General features: G+C 61.3%; 14 protein-coding genes and 1 tRNA gene. 4 read left to right on the top strand and 11 right to left on the bottom strand.

Going from position 1 to position 15949, the window contains the following annotated elements; all coding sequences use genetic code 11:
• Nucleotides 1–50: 50 nt before the first annotated feature.
• The 5 genes from thrS to PCA31118_RS01840 all read right to left on the bottom strand — a co-directional run bounded on the left by thrS (nucleotide 51) and on the right by PCA31118_RS01840 (nucleotide 6123).
• The gene (thrS, locus tag PCA31118_RS01860) at nucleotides 51–1958 is read right to left on the bottom strand and encodes a threonine--tRNA ligase (RefSeq protein WP_150622442.1); all 1908 of its coding nucleotides are present in this window, start codon (nucleotides 1956–1958) and stop codon (nucleotides 51–53) included.
• A 238-nt stretch (nucleotides 1959–2196) separates the two neighbouring features.
• Nucleotides 2197–2273: transfer RNA gene (locus PCA31118_RS01855), tRNA-Val, on the bottom strand.
• A gap of 237 nt (nucleotides 2274–2510) precedes the next feature.
• The gene (locus PCA31118_RS01850) at nucleotides 2511–4781 is read right to left on the bottom strand and encodes a RelA/SpoT family protein (protein WP_246190009.1); all 2271 of its coding nucleotides are present in this window, start codon (nucleotides 4779–4781) and stop codon (nucleotides 2511–2513) included.
• 47 nt (nucleotides 4782–4828) lie between these two features.
• A complete protein-coding gene (locus tag PCA31118_RS01845) occupies nucleotides 4829–5185 on the bottom strand; it encodes a RidA family protein (protein WP_044456152.1) in 357 nt (118 codons plus the stop codon).
• Between the two features lie 59 nt (nucleotides 5186–5244).
• Nucleotides 5245–6123, bottom strand: coding sequence for an alpha/beta fold hydrolase (locus PCA31118_RS01840; RefSeq protein ID WP_150622440.1), 879 nt, complete (start codon nucleotides 6121–6123; stop codon nucleotides 5245–5247).
• Nucleotides 6124–6294: 171 nt separating this feature from the next.
• Here PCA31118_RS01840 and PCA31118_RS01835 point away from each other — a divergent pair, with 171 nt between their 5' ends.
• Nucleotides 6295–7086, top strand: coding sequence for a 3-hydroxybutyrate dehydrogenase (locus PCA31118_RS01835; protein WP_150622438.1), 792 nt, complete (start codon nucleotides 6295–6297; stop codon nucleotides 7084–7086).
• A gap of 243 nt (nucleotides 7087–7329) precedes the next feature.
• On the opposite strand, the gene PCA31118_RS01830 is transcribed toward PCA31118_RS01835, so the two are convergent.
• Complete coding sequence (locus tag PCA31118_RS01830) at nucleotides 7330–7968, bottom strand: CoA transferase subunit B (RefSeq protein WP_044456155.1); 639 nt, start codon at nucleotides 7966–7968, stop codon at nucleotides 7330–7332.
• A gap of 23 nt (nucleotides 7969–7991) precedes the next feature.
• On the bottom strand, nucleotides 7992–8690 hold the full coding sequence (locus PCA31118_RS01825; protein WP_044456157.1) for a CoA transferase subunit A: 699 nt from the start codon (nucleotides 8688–8690) through the stop codon (nucleotides 7992–7994).
• Between the two features lie 228 nt (nucleotides 8691–8918).
• Here PCA31118_RS01825 and PCA31118_RS01820 point away from each other — a divergent pair, with 228 nt between their 5' ends.
• Complete coding sequence (locus tag PCA31118_RS01820) at nucleotides 8919–9464, top strand: PAS and helix-turn-helix domain-containing protein (RefSeq protein WP_150622436.1); 546 nt, start codon at nucleotides 8919–8921, stop codon at nucleotides 9462–9464.
• Nucleotides 9465–9575: 111 nt separating this feature from the next.
• Here the strand turns inward: PCA31118_RS01820 and PCA31118_RS01815 are convergent, their stop codons facing one another.
• The 3 genes from PCA31118_RS01815 to PCA31118_RS01805 all read right to left on the bottom strand — a co-directional run bounded on the left by PCA31118_RS01815 (nucleotide 9576) and on the right by PCA31118_RS01805 (nucleotide 12409).
• Nucleotides 9576–10058 carry an acyl-CoA thioesterase gene (locus tag PCA31118_RS01815; protein ID WP_150622434.1) on the bottom strand — a complete coding sequence of 161 codons (483 nt, stop codon included), beginning with the start codon at nucleotides 10056–10058 and terminating at the stop codon, nucleotides 9576–9578.
• 263 nt (nucleotides 10059–10321) lie between these two features.
• The gene (locus PCA31118_RS01810) at nucleotides 10322–11386 is read right to left on the bottom strand and encodes a DctP family TRAP transporter solute-binding subunit (protein ID WP_150622432.1); all 1065 of its coding nucleotides are present in this window, start codon (nucleotides 11384–11386) and stop codon (nucleotides 10322–10324) included.
• Nucleotides 11387–11632: 246 nt separating this feature from the next.
• Nucleotides 11633–12409, bottom strand: coding sequence for an SDR family oxidoreductase (locus PCA31118_RS01805; RefSeq protein WP_150622430.1), 777 nt, complete (start codon nucleotides 12407–12409; stop codon nucleotides 11633–11635).
• 178 nt (nucleotides 12410–12587) lie between these two features.
• On the opposite strand from PCA31118_RS01805, the gene PCA31118_RS01800 reads away from it, so the two are divergent.
• Both PCA31118_RS01800 and PCA31118_RS01795 read left to right on the top strand, forming a co-directional pair.
• Nucleotides 12588–14258: an electron transfer flavoprotein-ubiquinone oxidoreductase gene (locus PCA31118_RS01800; protein WP_150622428.1), complete on the top strand. Its 1671-nt coding sequence runs from the start codon at nucleotides 12588–12590 to the stop codon at nucleotides 14256–14258.
• 114 nt (nucleotides 14259–14372) lie between these two features.
• Nucleotides 14373–14687 carry an MliC family protein gene (locus PCA31118_RS01795; protein WP_150622426.1) on the top strand — a complete coding sequence of 105 codons (315 nt, stop codon included), beginning with the start codon at nucleotides 14373–14375 and terminating at the stop codon, nucleotides 14685–14687.
• Between the two features lie 152 nt (nucleotides 14688–14839).
• On the opposite strand, the gene aroC is transcribed toward PCA31118_RS01795, so the two are convergent.
• Entirely contained in the window at nucleotides 14840–15943 is a 1104-nt protein-coding gene (gene aroC, locus PCA31118_RS01790) for a chorismate synthase (RefSeq protein WP_150622424.1), read from the bottom strand.
• Nucleotides 15944–15949 lie beyond the last annotated feature (6 nt).

Genomic DNA, 15949 nt, shown 5'->3' with positions numbered 1-15949 from the left:
TGCTTATCCTCGAAAAAAGTCAAAAATTTAGCCGCGCTGTCCGACAGGCGTTATTGGAACGATGCGCATTCCTGCGCAAGGCGTTCGATGAGCGCGTCAACGGGCATCACACCCAGATCTACGCCGCCACGGGCACGCACGGCTACCGTATTCGCCTCCTGCTCTTTGTCCCCAACTACAACGAGATAGGGAACTTTCTGCAAGGAGTGCTCGCGTATTTTATAGCTAATTTTCTCGTTGCGCAAATCGCTCCGAGCCCTAAGCCCTTGTTCTTTCAACTTTTTCGTCACTTCCTGGGCGTAATCGGCCGTTTTTTCCGAGACATTCATCACGATGACCTGCTCCGGCGCGAGCCAGACCGGCAATGCACCAGCATGGTGCTCGATCAAAATGCCGATGAAACGCTCGAGCGAGCCCAGAATCGCGCGGTGAAGCATGACCGGACGCTTGCGACTGTTGTCTTCCGCCACGTATTCGGCATCCAGGCGCTCCGGCATTGAGAAATCGACCTGCATCGTACCGCACTGCCACTGACGGCCAAGGGCGTCCTTGAGCGTGTATTCGATCTTCGGACCGTAAAACGCCCCGTCACCCTCGGCAATCACAAATTCGCAACCCGACCGGCGCAGCGATTCCATCAGCGCGAATTCGGCCTTATCCCAGTTCTCGTCGGAACCGACACGATGCTCAGGGCGCGTGGCGACCTTGTAAATCATGTCCGTGAAGCCAAAATCCTTGTAAACCGAATGCAGCAGCGCCGTGTAATTCACGCACTCGTCGAGAATCTGGTCTTCCGTACAGAAGATATGACCGTCGTCCTGCGTGAAGCCGCGCACGCGCATCAGGCCGTGCAGACCGCCCGACGGCTCGTTGCGATGGCACTGTCCGAATTCTCCGTAGCGCAGCGGCAGATCGCGGTAGCTGTGCAGCGACGAATTGAAAATCAGAACGTGCCCAGGACAGTTCATCGGCTTGAGCGCGTAAGCCCGATTCTCCGACTCCGTCGTGAACATGTTGTCCTTGTAGTTCTCCCAGTGGCCCGACTTTTCCCAGAGCGAGCGGTCGAGAATCTGCGGGCCCTTCACTTCCTGGTAGCCGTTGTTGCGATAGACGCGGCGCATGTACTGCTCGACTTGCTGCCAAAGCGTCCAGCCTTTCGGGTGCCAGAAGATGAGCCCAGGCGCCTCTTCCTGCATATGGAAGAAGTCCAGCGCGCGGCCGAGCTTGCGGTGATCGCGCTTTTCGGCTTCTTCGAGCATGTGCAGGTAGGCGTCCTGGTCTTCCTTCTTCGTCCAGGCCGTGCCGTAAATGCGCTGCAGTTGCTCGTTCTTCGCGTCGCCGCGCCAGTAGGCGCCAGCCACCTTCATGAGTTTGAAGACCTTGAGCTTGCCCGTAGACGGCACGTGCGGGCCGCGGCACAGGTCGACGAACTTGCCTTCACGGTACAGACCGATTTCGTCCGTCGCAGGGATCGATTCGATGATCTCTGCCTTGTACTTCTCCCCCATCGACATGAACAGACGCACGGCGTCGTCACGCGACATCACTTCGCGCGTAACGGGCTCGTCCTTCTTGGCGAGCTCATGCATCTTCTTCTCGATGGCTTCGAGGTCTTCCGGCGTGAAGGCGCGATGGAACGAAAAGTCGTAGTAAAAGCCGTTTTCGATGACCGGGCCGATCGTGACTTGCGCTTCCGGAAACAACTCCTTCACGGCGTAAGCCAGCAAGTGCGCCGTCGAGTGACGGATGACGTCCAGACCGTCGGCGTCCTTATCCGTGACGATCGCGAGACTCACGTCGCGATCGATCAGGTAGGACGTGTCGACCAGCTTGCCGTCAACGCGGCCCGCGAGGGCGGCCTTGGCCAGCCCCGTACCGATCGAGCCGGCAACTTGCGCCACCGTGAGCGGGGCTTCGTACTGGCGTTGCGAACCGTCAGGCAAACGTACCGAAATCATGTCGCACTCCCATGCGCAAAAACGTCACGCGCGGCCCACGCCACGCGGGAAAACCACGAAAAAAAACGGCCTCGACTGTCGTCGAGGCCGTCTCTTCATTCCTTGCATCCAGACGAAAAACACCCTCGACTTAACGTCGCACCTTCACCACTGTGAAAGTTCGGGCAGTCTTCAACATGAGTGTTTTCCAGCGCCTGTGTCTGCGGGGTTTCGCGGACTGTAATGCATTAAATTTCGTTGGTAGGCTCGATTGGATTCGAACCAACGACCCCCACCATGTCAAGGTGGTGCTCTAACCAACTGAGCTACGAGCCTACTGCAAGAGAACGAGATTCTAGCAAGGTTTGGTCACATCGCCAAGCGATTATTGTGCCTGCCGACGAAAAACCGCATCCTTCAAGGCTTTCACGCGTTGTTGCACCGCAGGAACGACGCTGCCCCCCCGCTACCGCCGGACACCGCCGTCCCTCCGCGCCTGCAACTTCGATCCGCTCGTACGCTCGTCTCGTCGCCGCAGTTGCAACGGCCTTAATGCCTTGATGCATTAAGACCTTACCGCCGACGCGACGACACCACGCCCGCCACGCCGGTCAGTTGTGCCAGTGCTCGCTGCAACTGCCCGCCGTCGCGCACTTCTACCGTGAACTGCATGAATGCCTGCGCGCCGCGCGACTGTGTGCTGACACCCGTCACATTGAGCTTCTCCCGCGAGAAGACTTCGGAGATGTCTCGCAGCAGCCCCTGACGGTCGGTCGCCTCGATCTGGATGTCCACGGGATACGCCGCGACGCCCCGGCCTTCGAGCACATCTGACGACCAGGCTGTCTGAATCACCCGTTCCGGCGCACGCGACTTCATCGCCTGGAAACTACTGCAATCCTGACGGTGAATCGACACCCCCTTGCCGCGCGTCACAAATCCCACGATGGGATCCGGCGGCGCGGGCCGGCAGCATTTGGCCAGTTGCGTGAGCAACGCACCGACACCGACCACCAGCACACCGCTCTTGGCGCCTTGCACAACGCTGGTGTCGAGACTCTTCTTCGCGACCAGCGTGTCTTCGTCGCGCGGCTCCGGTCCCGGCGCATTGCCCGACAGCGCCTGCTCCACATGACGCAGGCTGAACTCGTCCTTCGCGATGGACGCGTAAAGATCGTCGGGCGTGCGAAAACCCAGACGCGCGGCCAACTCCTCGAGATTGACCGACGTCTTGCCTTCGCGCTGCAGTGTCTTGTCGATGAGCGTGCGCCCGTGCGCAATCGTCTCCTCGAGATCGATGGCGTTGAACCACTGGCGCACCTTCTGGCGCGCCCTGTGGCTCTGCAGGTACCCCAACTGCGCATTGAGCCAGTCCCGCGAAGGCCCGCCCTGCTTGACCGTCACGATCTCGACCGTCTGCCCGTTCTGCAGTGGCGTGTTGAGCGGCACCATGGCGCCGTCGACCCGCGCACCACGGCAGCGATGCCCCAACTCCGAATGCAGGTGATACGCGAAATCGACCGGCGTCGCCCCCTGGGGCAACGCGATCACGCGGGCCTGCGGCGTGAGGACATAGATGTGATCGTCGATGGTCGCGCGCTTGAGTTGCTCCCACGGCTGCACGGCGCCATCCGCACCGACCGTGTCGGCCACATCGTCCTTCCACGCCAGCAACTGGCGCAACCATGCGATCTTCTCGTCGTAGGCGTCGTTGGCAGAAAATGCGCCGCCATAGCCTCGCTGGCCAGCTTCCTTGTACCGCCAGTGCGCCGCGATGCCGTACTCGGCAAAGTGATGCATTTCATGCGTACGGATCTGCACTTCGAACGCCCGCCCGTCGTCGCCGATCACCACCGTATGCAGTGACTTGTAGCCGTTGGGCTTCGGCCTCGAAATGTAGTCGTCGAACTCTTTCGGAATCGGTTGCCACAGGTTATGGACGATGCCCAGCACCGTGTAGCAATCCTTGATGTCCTCGACGATCACGCGAAACGCACGCACATCGTACAGCTCGGCGAAATCGACGGCCTTACCGCGCATCTTCTTCCAGATGCTGTAAATGTGCTTCGGCCGACCTGACACTTCGGCCTTGACGCCTGCGCGCGCAAGTTCGTCCTGAAGGCGCTGGATCGCCCCTTCGATGAACGTCTGGCGCTCGACGCGCTTCTCCTCGAGCAATTTGGCGATCTGCTTGTAGGTCACTGGCTCCAGGAAGCGGAAGGCGAGATCCTCGAGCTCCCACTTCAGTTGCCAGATACCGAGACGGTTCGCCAGCGGCGCATAGATTTCGAGCACCTCGTGCGGCATATCCGCCGGTGGTGCCTTCTTCTGCGCTGCGTACCACCGCAGGGATTGCAGACGCGAAGCCAGCCGAATCATCACGACACGGATGTCCTGCGCAAACGCGAGCAGCATCTTGCGCAAGCCTTCGACCTGCGACTTTCGCTCGGCAGACGCGTCCCGGTCACGACCATCGGACGGCATCGCCTGCGCGGCGCGCGCGCCCGCACCGGAGAGCCGCTGCAACTTGCGTACGTCAATCACGAGCGCCGCCACTTCCGCGCCGAACTTTTGCGTCAGCGTGGTTTGCGGATCCGGGAGGAATTCGACAGCAGAAAAGAGCGCTGCCGCCTGATGTGTCGCCTCATCGACACGCAGTGTGTCGAGAATGGCGAGCATGCCGCGCGCATGCGCCATGATCGGCTCGCCGGACGACAACGCGTTTTCGCCACACAGGGATGCGGCAAACGCAAGGGCGTCGTCGAGAGAAGCAGGCAGAGGCGCATCACCCACACCCGGCGCCTGTGGCGACTCAGTGGATGTCGGTGCTTGATGTTGGTTCATGTCGGTGCACGGGGCGACTTGCGCCCCGGATGTTGCGGGACGTGCACTCAGCTTTCGCGCTGAGCGGCCACGACCACGATTTCGACGAGCATGGCAGGGTCGGCGAGCAACGCCTGCACGGTGGCGCGGGGGGGCGCATTGCCGGCCGGCACCCATTCGTCCCACACCTGGTTCATTTCACCGAAGTACTTCATGTCGGAAATAAAGATCTGACACGACAGAATCAACGACTTGTCACTATTGGCTTCCGCAAGCAGACGGTCGATGTGCGCGAGCACCTGACGCGTCTGACCTGCCATGTCCTGTGTGCGGTCATCGGGCGTCTGCCCCGCGAGATAGACGGTGCCGTTATGCACAGCCATGTCCGACCAGCGCTTCTCTACGTAAAAACGTTGTACTGCCATGATGTAAAACTCCTCGTGTTCTTATGACTCGGATCTGTCGGCACAGCCGTGGGTCCGTGTCAGTCGGCGTAGCCTTCAAAAAAACGGCGTGCGATCTCGATCTGATCCGCATGCACGAACGTCGGCGCGTGTCCCACGCCGGAAATTTCGACAGCCCGCGCGTGCTGCGCGTGCTTCAACATTTGATCGAGCGTCGTGCGCGAGAGCAGGTCCGACTGCTCGCCCCGCACGATCAACGTGCGCCCCGGGAACGCCGCGAGCGATGCCCAGAGCATGGCTTCACCGGCAGCAATCGCCTCCGGGGAGACCGCGCCGAACGCCGCACCGATGGACGGATCGTAGCGCAGGACATACCCGTCGCCGTCGGCCTTGAGCAGCGGCTCGCTCAATGCAAGCCACTCCTGGCGCGTATGCGGCCCAAACGCCGACGAGATCGACCAGAGGTAATCGGCGCCTTCCTCCAACGTCGCGAAACGCTTCGGAATACCGACATATTGGCCGATGCGCGCGAGTGCGGCCGCATCGATATGCGGGCCGACATCATTGAGCAGCAGGCTCCTGATCGGCGTATCCGGCAGCCCCGCAAGCCCCATGCCGATAAGCCCGCCCATCGACGTTCCGAACCAATCGACGGTGGTCACATCGAGGCGCGCGATGAGCGTCACCATGTCGGAGACATATTGCGGCACCACATAGCCGGCGGGATTGACGAGCCACGACGATTGGCCGCGTCCCACGACATCGGGACACACGACACGGTAGTCGTTTGCAAGCGCACTTGCCAGCGCGTCAAAATCTCGCCCGCTTCGCGTGAGGCCATGAACGCACACCAATACGCGCGGGTTCGCCGGATCGCCCCACTCCGTATAAGCCATCCGATGCAACCCGGACGGACTCAGACACTGAACGTTCGACAGACGCGGCACGTGGCTCGACATGGCAGACTCATCGGATCGGTTTCCAGATCCGAATTCTACCGCGCTTGCCGCAAACCGTACGCTAGAATGAGGTCACTCATGAGCCACATCAAGCCGCACTTTGCGGGCGCGCTCATCGATGAAGATCAACCTGAATGTCGTCCCTCACCCCACGCGCACGGAGACCAAGTGATGCTTAACGGAAAAATCGCCCTCGTGACCGGCTCGACCAGCGGCATCGGCCTGGGCATGGCACAAGCGCTCGCCGCGCAAGGCGCGACGATCGTGACGAACGGATTCGGCGATGCCGAAGCCGCGCGCGAGGCCATTGTCGCTGCGGGCGCGAAAGCCGGTCACGCGGCGACTCGGGTCGGCTATCACGGCGCCGACATGAGCCGCGCGAGCGAGATCGAAGCGATGATGCAGTACGTCGACGCCGAATTCGGCGGCGTCGATATTCTGGTGAACAACGCGGGCATCCAGCACGTGGCCGAAATTCAGGATTTTCCGACGGACAAATGGGACGCGATCATCGCGATCAATCTGACGTCGGCGTTTCATACCACGCGACTCGCCTTGCCCGGGATGCGTGCGCGCAACTGGGGACGCATCATCAACATCGCTTCGGTGCACGGGCTCGTCGGCTCCGTCGGCAAGTCGGCTTACGTGGCTGCGAAACATGGCATCGTCGGCCTCACGAAGGTGACGGCCCTGGAGAACGCGCAGACCGGTATTACGGCCAATGCCATCTGCCCCGGCTTCGTGCTCACGCCGCTGGTGCAAAAACAGGTCGACGATCGCGCCGCTCGCGACAAGCTCTCCGGCGACGAAGCGAAGCGCTCGCTGCTCGGCGAGAAACAGCCATCGGGGGAATTCGTCACGCCGGAGCAACTGGGCGCGCTCGCGGTGTTCCTCTGCAGCGATGCGGCGGCGCAAGTGCGTGGGGCTGCATGGAATATGGACGGAGGATGGGCCGCGCAATAGCCAGGACACGTGCACGATGCGTGAACGGCGGCACGCTGCGCGTTCAGAACGACTCCCAAACGGCGCAATGCAAAACGGGCGGGGAAACACCCCGCCCGTTTTACGTATTACCGTACCACCGTCCTACAGTCCAACATCCAACATCGGTCACCGGGTTCAACGGCCTCGACGACCGTCAGCAAGTCAATGCGGCGCCCGCCGAATCGAATCGAATCGCACGAGCGTCACGTCCTTCACAATCGCTCAGACAGCGCTCGTGTCGAGCGGTGCGCCGGTCTTCTGCGAAATTTCTTCCTTCGTCACGCCCGGCGCCAGTTCCACGACCTTGAGGCCATCCGGCGTGATATCGATCACACCGAGGTCGGTGATGATGCGATTGACCACACCAACGCCGGTGAGCGGCAGATCGCAGGCCTTGAGAATCTTGTGAGCATCGCCCTTGGCAACGTGCTCCATGAGCACGACCACGCGGCCAACACCTGCCACGAGATCCATTGCGCCGCCCATGCCCTTGATCATCTTGCCCGGGATCATCCAGTTCGCGAGATCGCCCTTTTCGCTGACCTGCATCGCCCCGAGAATCGCCAGGTTGATGTGACCGCCGCGAATCATCGCGAACGAGTCGGCCGACGAGAAGATCGACGAGCCCGGCAGCGTCGTGACCGTCTGCTTGCCGGCATTGATCATGTCGGCGTCGACTTCCTCTTCGGTCGGGAACGGGCCGATACCGAGAAGGCCATTTTCCGATTGCAGCCAGACTTCCATACCCTCCGGCACATGGTTCGCCACAAGCGTGGGCAAACCGATGCCGAGGTTCACGTAAAAGCCGTCTTCCAGCTCGCGCGCCGCGCGCGCAGCCATTTCGTCACGATTCCATGCCATGGTTATCTCCTTGATCTCGGCGCTTACTTGGCACGTACCGTGCGCTGTTCGATGCGTTTTTCCGGATGCGCGTTCAGCACGATGCGCTGAACGAATATCCCCGGCAGATGCACATCGTCCGGATCGATCGAACCCGTCTCGACCAGTTCCTCGACTTCGACGATCGTAATCTTGCCGGCCATGGCGGCCATCGGGTTGAAGTTACGCGCCGTGCGATTGAACACGAGATTGCCTGCGCGATCGGCCTTGGCGGCCTTCACCAGCGCAACGTCGGCGCGCAGCGAACGCTCCATGACATAGGTTTCCCCGTCGAACTCGCGGGTTTCCTTGCCTTCGGCCACGACGGTGCCTACGCCCGTCTTCGTGAAGAATGCCGGGATACCGGCCCCGCCGGCGCGCAGCTTTTCGGCCAGCGTGCCTTGCGGCGTGAATTCGAGTTCAAGTTCGCCCGCCAGATACTGGCGCTCGAACTCCTTGTTCTCGCCGACATACGACGAGATCATTTTCTTGATCTGGCGGGTCTCGAGCAGCAAACCGAGGCCGAATCCATCGACGCCGGCATTGTTGCTGATACAGGTAAGGCCCTTGACGCCCGAGTCGCGCAGCGCGGCGATCAGGGCCTCCGGAATGCCACACAGGCCGAAGCCACCGACAGCGAGCGTTTGCCCGTCTGCGACGACACCGGCAAGCGCCTCCTTGGCGCTGGCGTATACCTTGTTCATCGTTTGGCCCTTTCCCTCGGTTGAGAATTGAAATTATGCCGCGCTCTCACGCGTTGCAAGGCTTGCCATGACCCGCGAAACGCCACGACCCACGCACCTCATGCAACCACAGAGCTTACGGTGCCCGTCAAATGGGGCACAATACGTGAAATTACATATCTTCCCGTGCACCGGTCCGCTCACCTGCGACGAACCGGCGCGCAACCTGACCAGTTCCGTACTTCCCCAATGCCGACGTTCGACTACCAGACAGCCTTCCACATCGCCCCCGTCGGTCTGGTCATTTCGCGCCAGCGCATCATCGAGGATTGCAACCGCCAACTCGGCAAGATCTTCGGTTACGACCACGAGACGCTCATCGGTCAGTCTTTCCAGGTCCTGTATCCGTCGCCCAAGGAATTCGAGCGCATTGGTGAGCGCATACCGCCCATCATGAGCGCCCAGGGCGTCTATTCCGATGAGCGCATCATGCGGCGCGCCAGTGGAGAGCTCTTCTGGTGCCACGTCACTGGCCGCTCACTCGACGTCAACGATCCGCATGCCGCAGGTCTCTGGACCTTTGAGGACATCTCCGCTACACGCCGCGTTGCCGTGGCCCTGACGGCCCGCGAGCGGGAGATTGCCGCTCAGCTCGTGCAGGGCAAGACCAGCAAGCAAATCGGCAAGATCCTCGACATCAGCCCGCGTACCGTGGACATCTACCGGGCGCGTCTGATGCAGAAATACGGCGCAGGCACGGCAACGGAACTCGTTCAGCGACTGCTGGGCAACTGACCTACTCCGCATTCACCCCGTTCACCGAGGAAACTGCGCAGGGCTGCGCACCCTGCACATCGCGCGACACGACGCCGCCGTGCGCTACGCCAGCCACTGCAGTTACTACAATTACTTCGATGACTGCGCCGCAAACAGTGTCCGCACCACCTCCGGCAGCGGCACAGACTTCTCGGCCTTGTAGTTCACCCATACGATCTTCGCACCACCCTCGGCGACAAGGATCTCCGGCGTGTCCGCGCGCCGAAGCTCGAAACGCGTATCGACGCTGCTACGCCCGGGTGTGCCAATGAACATGCGGCAATCGATATCGCCCGGATAACGCAACTGACGCAGGAACGTCATATTGGCGTTGACGATGACGGGGCCTTCCCCCGTCGCACTCTCCTCTGACGCGATATTCAACGTTTCCAGCCATGAGATACGCACCTGCTCCATGTACCGGAAATACACGGTGTTATTGACATGACCGAACGCATCCATATCGCCCCAGCGAATCGGCATGCTCATGCGAAACACTTCCTTGAACTCTGACGACACTGCAAATTCCCCGTGATCAAAATCAGCGCCCTGCCGCGAATTGGCGGGCGTCATGGGGCTAAAGTGTAGCGCTTCGGATCGACGAACGTGCGGCACGCCGGGGTGATTTGCCACGAACGGAGGCACTTTCGGAATAACGAGAGACCGCCGCCTCAGAGCATTCCGAGGCAGCCGGAGGAAGCAAGATGGCGTGAAAGGACGCGCGACGCGACACGAAACAGGTGGCAACACGCAGCGCAAGATGAAGCGGGACCCGACGCGCGACGATACGGCCCGGCACGCCTGGCACAGGCAGTATCAGCACGCCGCAGGCACGGTCACTTGCGCACGCCGAGGGGTTGAGCCTTACCCGTCATCGCATCGTCCTTAACGGCGGCTTCAGCCTTCTCGACGAGATCGCGGCCCACCAGCGCCTTCCATTTCGCGTAGACGGGGCGTGTGGCGTCGACAAAGCGCTGACGCTGTTCCGGCGTAAGGCGCGTCACCTTGACGCCGCGCGACTCCAGGTTCTCCCACATGCCCTGCCCCGTGCTTAGCAGATCTTCGCGTGCCAGCGTCACTTCGAAGCGAGCGGCTTCCGTCGCCGCGTCGCGCACGATGTCGCGATCCTGAGGCGACCAGCTGTCCCACACCTGGCGGTTGACCACAAACACGATCGGATCGGCCACGTAATCCCAGACGGTGATGTAACGCTGCCCGGCCGTCTCGAGCTTCGTGTTGTTGAAAATCGTGATTGGATTTTCCTGTCCGTCGATCTTGCGCGCACGTAGAGCGCGAATTGCCTCGCCCCACGTCATCTGGGTCGGCACAGCGCCCAGGGCCGTGAAGATGTCGTTGAAAAGCAATGACCCGACAACACGGAAGCGCAAGCCGCGCATATCCTCGGGCGCACGAATGGCGCGACGCGAATTACTGAGTTGACGAAAACCGTTCTCGCCCCAGGCAAGCGGCACGACGCCCTGCTCTTCGACACGGCGAAACAACTCGCGCCCGACATCGCCTTGCGTGAGCGCATCGACCGAGCGATAGCCGCGCAGAAGAAACGGCAGCGAAAAGACATTGAACTCGGGAATGGCCGAAGACCAGTTGATCGTCGAGCCGACGGCCATGTCGATGACACCCTGACGCAACGCCGTGAACTCGCGCGTCTGATCGCCGCCCATGAGTGTGGCGTTCGGATGCAGCCGGATATTGATGCGCCCGTTCGTCCGTTCGCGCACCATATCGGCCCACAGTTGTGTCCCCTTGCCCCACGGCGTGCCCGTATCGGGCACGATCGACAACGTGTATTCGGCCTTGTAAGGTTGCGCGGCCAGCGGCGGCGCGATTGCGGCGAGGGCAAGCGCGACTCCGACGAGCCCCCGCCAGCCTTGATTACGCATGTTGTCCTCGAGATGATTCGGGATCCGACGTCAACCCGACGCCTTGTTTCCTTGTGTGATTCCCGTAAACGTCCCGAAATTATGCGCTCGTCGTCGTCGCGCTGACTGCCTCGGACAATCCCCGATTGCCGCATTGCAGCGAGCCTGCCCAACTCGGCCCCACCCGAGCACCACCCCGGCACCACCTCGACAAATTCGCTGGGCGTCAACCTCAGGTCTCAGCCCGAGCCACCGCGCGACACCGATCTAACCGACGGCCAGACCGTCGTCGATGGTCATGATCGACCCGTTGATAAATCGGGAATCATCTGAAGCCAGAAGCAGAATCAGCCCATCGAGGTCGCCCGGTTCGCCCACACGCTGTCGCGGCAACATCTGAATCAGCTTGCGGCCGGCTTCGGTCTGCCAATGATCGTGATTGATTTCGGTGTCGATGTATCCGGGACAGAGCGCGTTCACGTTGATGTTGAAGCGCCCCCATTCGAGCGCCATGGCGCGGGTCATATGAATCACGGCCGCCTTGCTCATGCAATAGACACCGAGCATGGAGATCGCGCGCTGTCCGGCAACGGACGCCACGTTAACGATCCGGTGCTGACGCTGCGGGTCGCCCTTGCTTCGACGTATCATCCGTTTGGCCACTTCCTGCGCCACGAAGAAAGCACCACGCGTGTTCGTATCGACGACGTAGTCGAAGTCCTGCGGCGTCACGTCGACAAGCTTCTGCTGTGTCGATACGCCCGAGTTGTTGATGAGAATGTCGATGGCGCCGGCTTCGGTTTCCGCATGCGCGACACCGGCGCGAATGCTGTCGTAATCCGTCACGTCGAGCGGCACGACGTGTGCGGCTCCCCCCTGCGATTCGATTTCCGCGCGCAACTCCTTGAGCCGCTCCACCCGGCGACTCGCCAGCACCACCTTGGCCCCCGCCTGCGCCAGCACCTTGGCGAACTGCATGCCGAGCCCGCTCGACGCGCCCGTCACCATCGCGACCTTGCCTTCCAGATTCAGCGAACGCCCCATCTTCTTCTCCCTCCGGCCCGAACCAGCATTGGACGACGGCGACACTCGAGGGGCCGCCGCTAGAGCTACCTACCTACCAAACCGAACGATCGTGCTATTAATATGCGGTTGCGAGGTGTTCCCCATTCCCGGAAAATGGCCGCACCCACGAATTCTAACGTTTATAACAGGAGCATCAATGGATCCCAAGCTGCTTGAGCAGTACGGCCCGAGGGAGTCGATGGAATATGACGTCGTCATTGTTGGCGGCGGTCCGGCCGGCCTGTCCACGGCTATCCGTTTGAAGCAACGTGCACAGGAAGCAGGCAAGGACATTTCCGTTTGTGTGCTGGAAAAGGGCTCGGAAATCGGCGCCCATATCCTCTCCGGCGCCGTCATGGATCCGCAGGCGCTCACTGAGCTCATCCCTGACTGGAAGGAACGCGGCGCGCCGCTCGACACCCCCGTGGTCGAAGACCGATTCCTGTTCCTGAGCGAGAACGGTGCGACCGCCACGCCGTCGTGGCTGCTTCCCGCCTGCTTCCAGAACCATGGCAACTACGTCATCAGCCTGGGCAACGTCGTGCGTTGGCTCGGCCAGCAGGCCGAAGCGCTGGGCGTCGAGATTTTCCCTGGCTTCCCGGCGGCCGAAGTGCTTTACGACGAAAACGGCGCCGTCATGGGCGTGGCCACGGGCAACATGGGCGTGGGCAAGGACGGCGAGCCGACCGAGAACTTCCAGCTCGGCATGGAGTTGCATGCCAAATACACGATCTTCTCCGAAGGCGCGCGCGGCAGTCTCGGTCGCCAGTTGATGCGCAAGTTCAACCTCGACGAAGGCCGTGACCCGCAGGCTTACGGTCTGGGCATCAAGGAATTGTGGGAAATCGATCCGGCCAAACACAAGGAAGGTCTCGTGATCCACACGGCCGGCTGGCCGCTCGACTCGAACACCTATGGCGGCTCGTTCCTCTACCATCTGCCGAACCATCAGGTCGCCGTGGGCTTTATCGTCGGTCTCGACTACGGCAATCCGTATCTGTCGCCGTTCGAAGAATTCCAGCGCTACAAGACACACCCGTCGATTCGTCATTTCCTCGAAGGCGGCAAGCGCATTTCGTACGGCGCACGTGCCATCACCGCAGGTGGCCTGCTGGCCTTGCCGAAGCTGGTCTTCAAGGGCGGCGCGCTTGTCGGTTGCGAAGCCGGGTTCCTTAACGTGAGCCGCATCAAGGGCAGCCACGCCGCGATCAAGAGCGGCATGATGGCCGCCGATGCCGCGTTCGACGCCCTCGTTGCCGATCGTCAGCGCGACGAACTCACCGCCTACCCCGCCGCATTCGAACAGTCCTGGCTGCATGAAGAACTGAACAAGGCTCGCAATTTCAAGCAGTGGTTCAAGAAGGGGCTGACGGTCGCCACGCTGATGACCGGCATCGAGCAGAAGCTGCTCGGCGGCAAGATGCCGTGGACCATCCATCGCAAGAAGGCCGACCACGAATGCCTGCTTCCGGCGGCGCAATGCCAGCCGATCGTCTATCCGAAGCCGGATGGCAAGCTCACGTTCGATCGTCTGTCGTCGGTGTTCATCTCCAACACCAACCACGAAGAGAATCAGCCCGCGCACCTGACCCTCAAGGATGCGAGCGTTCCTGTCGGTATCAATCTGAGCGAGTACGCGGGTCCGGAACAGCGTTATTGCCCGGCCGGGGTGTACGAGTTCGTGAAGAACGACGACGACTCGGAGCGCTTGCAGATCAACGCGCAGAATTGCGTGCACTGCAAGACGTGCGACATCAAGGATCCCACGCAAAACATCGTGTGGGTCACGCCAGAAGGTGGTGGCGGACCGAACTATCCGAATATGTGATGTTGTATTGCCGCCGGTTCGCCCGGCGGTTTTTGTTTGGGCGACTTGCCCGCCATTCGTGTGTCGAATTCTCTCGAATTCCCTCTGAATTCACGCCGAAAGCAAGGAGGCACGATGTCGAAAGTCACCAAAGGCATCCCGGGAGCATTGCTCGCAGGCGCACTTGCGCTTGCCGGGAGCGCCGCGCAGGCGAAGACGGTGAGCTACCTGTGCGATAACAAGCACGTCGCCGTGGTTGTCTACGACGATCACAATCTCGGTGGCGACGTGACGCTCTATTGGATGGGCAAACGCGAAGTGCTCAAACCAGCCCGTGCGGCGAGCGGCGAAAAGCACGTCGGACGAACGCTCATCTGGTGGAGCAAAGGCTCCGAGGGCACGCTATACACGGCCAAGGGCGAACAACCCATCACGCAATGCCGCGAGTGACGCGAGTGACGCGAATAGTGCGACTAGTGCGAGGAAAGTCCGCCCGGACTCGCTGAGATGCGGCTATCCGGAAACAAAAAACGCCAGGCAGTCTCTGTCTGGCGTTCTGGCTTGATGCGTGGCGTTGGCCCGCCAGTGTCGGCGCGGCGTAATCAGCCCGGTGCGCGTCCCGGAATCACCGGCGTGGTCACATGAACGTCGCCACATTGGGCACGGTGACGCAACGCGTGGTCAATCAGCACGAGCGCCAGCAGCGCCTCGGCAATCGGCGTCGCACGAATGCCGACGCATGGATCGTGACGGCCAAACGTTTCCACCGTCGCCGGTTGCCCCGTTACGTCAATCGACTGACGCGGCGTACGAATGCTCGACGTCGGCTTGATCGCGATGGAGACGTCGATGTCCTGACCGGTCGAAATGCCGCCGAGGATACCGCCGGCGTTATTGCCGATGAAGCCTTGCGGCGTCAGTTCGTCACCATGCTCGGAACCCTTTTGCGTCACGCTGCGGAATCCGGCGCCGATCTCGACGCCCTTGACGGCATTCAGCCCCATCATCGCGTGCGCAATGTCGGCATCCAGCCGGTCGAACAGCGGTTCACCCAGGCCAACCGGCACGCCTGTGGCGATCACGCGAAGCTTCGCACCGACGGAGTCGCCGGCTTTGCGCAGGTCGTCCATGTAGGTTTCCAACTGAGGCACGACGTCCGCGTTCGCCGCAAAAAACGGATTCTGCGACACTTGTGACCAATCGGTCTGCGGAATTTCAATGTCCCCGAGTTGCGTCATGCAGCCGCGAATCTGGACACCGTAGCGCTCAGCCAGCCACTTCTTCGCGACCGCCCCGGCCGCGACGACCGGCGCCGTGAGGCGTGCCGACGAACGGCCACCCCCGCGATAATCGCGCACGCCGTATTTCTGCAAGTAGGTGTAATCGGCATGGCCCGGGCGGAAGGTCTGGACGATGTTGCCGTAATCCTTGCTGCGCTGGTCGGTATTGCGAATGAGCAGCGCAATGGGCGTGCCCGTCGTCACCCCCTCGAACACCCCGGAGAGAATCTCGACGGCGTCCGGTTCGTTACGCTGCGTCACGTGACGCGACGTGCCAGGACGACGGCGATCCAGTTCGATCTGAATGTCGGCTTCCGTAAGCGCCATTCCCGGCGGGCATCCATCGATCACGCAGCCGATGGCCGGGCCATGCGATTCGCCGAAAGTGGTGACGGTAAACAGGGTTCCAAGCGTATTGCCAGACATACGGGA

The sequence above is a fragment of the Pandoraea captiosa genome (genome assembly GCF_902459775.1).
GTDB classification, from domain to species: Bacteria; Pseudomonadota; Gammaproteobacteria; order Burkholderiales; family Burkholderiaceae; genus Pandoraea; species Pandoraea captiosa.
Note: the sequence above shows the minus strand (reverse complement) of the source record. Positions and strands in the feature narration are given on the sequence as shown.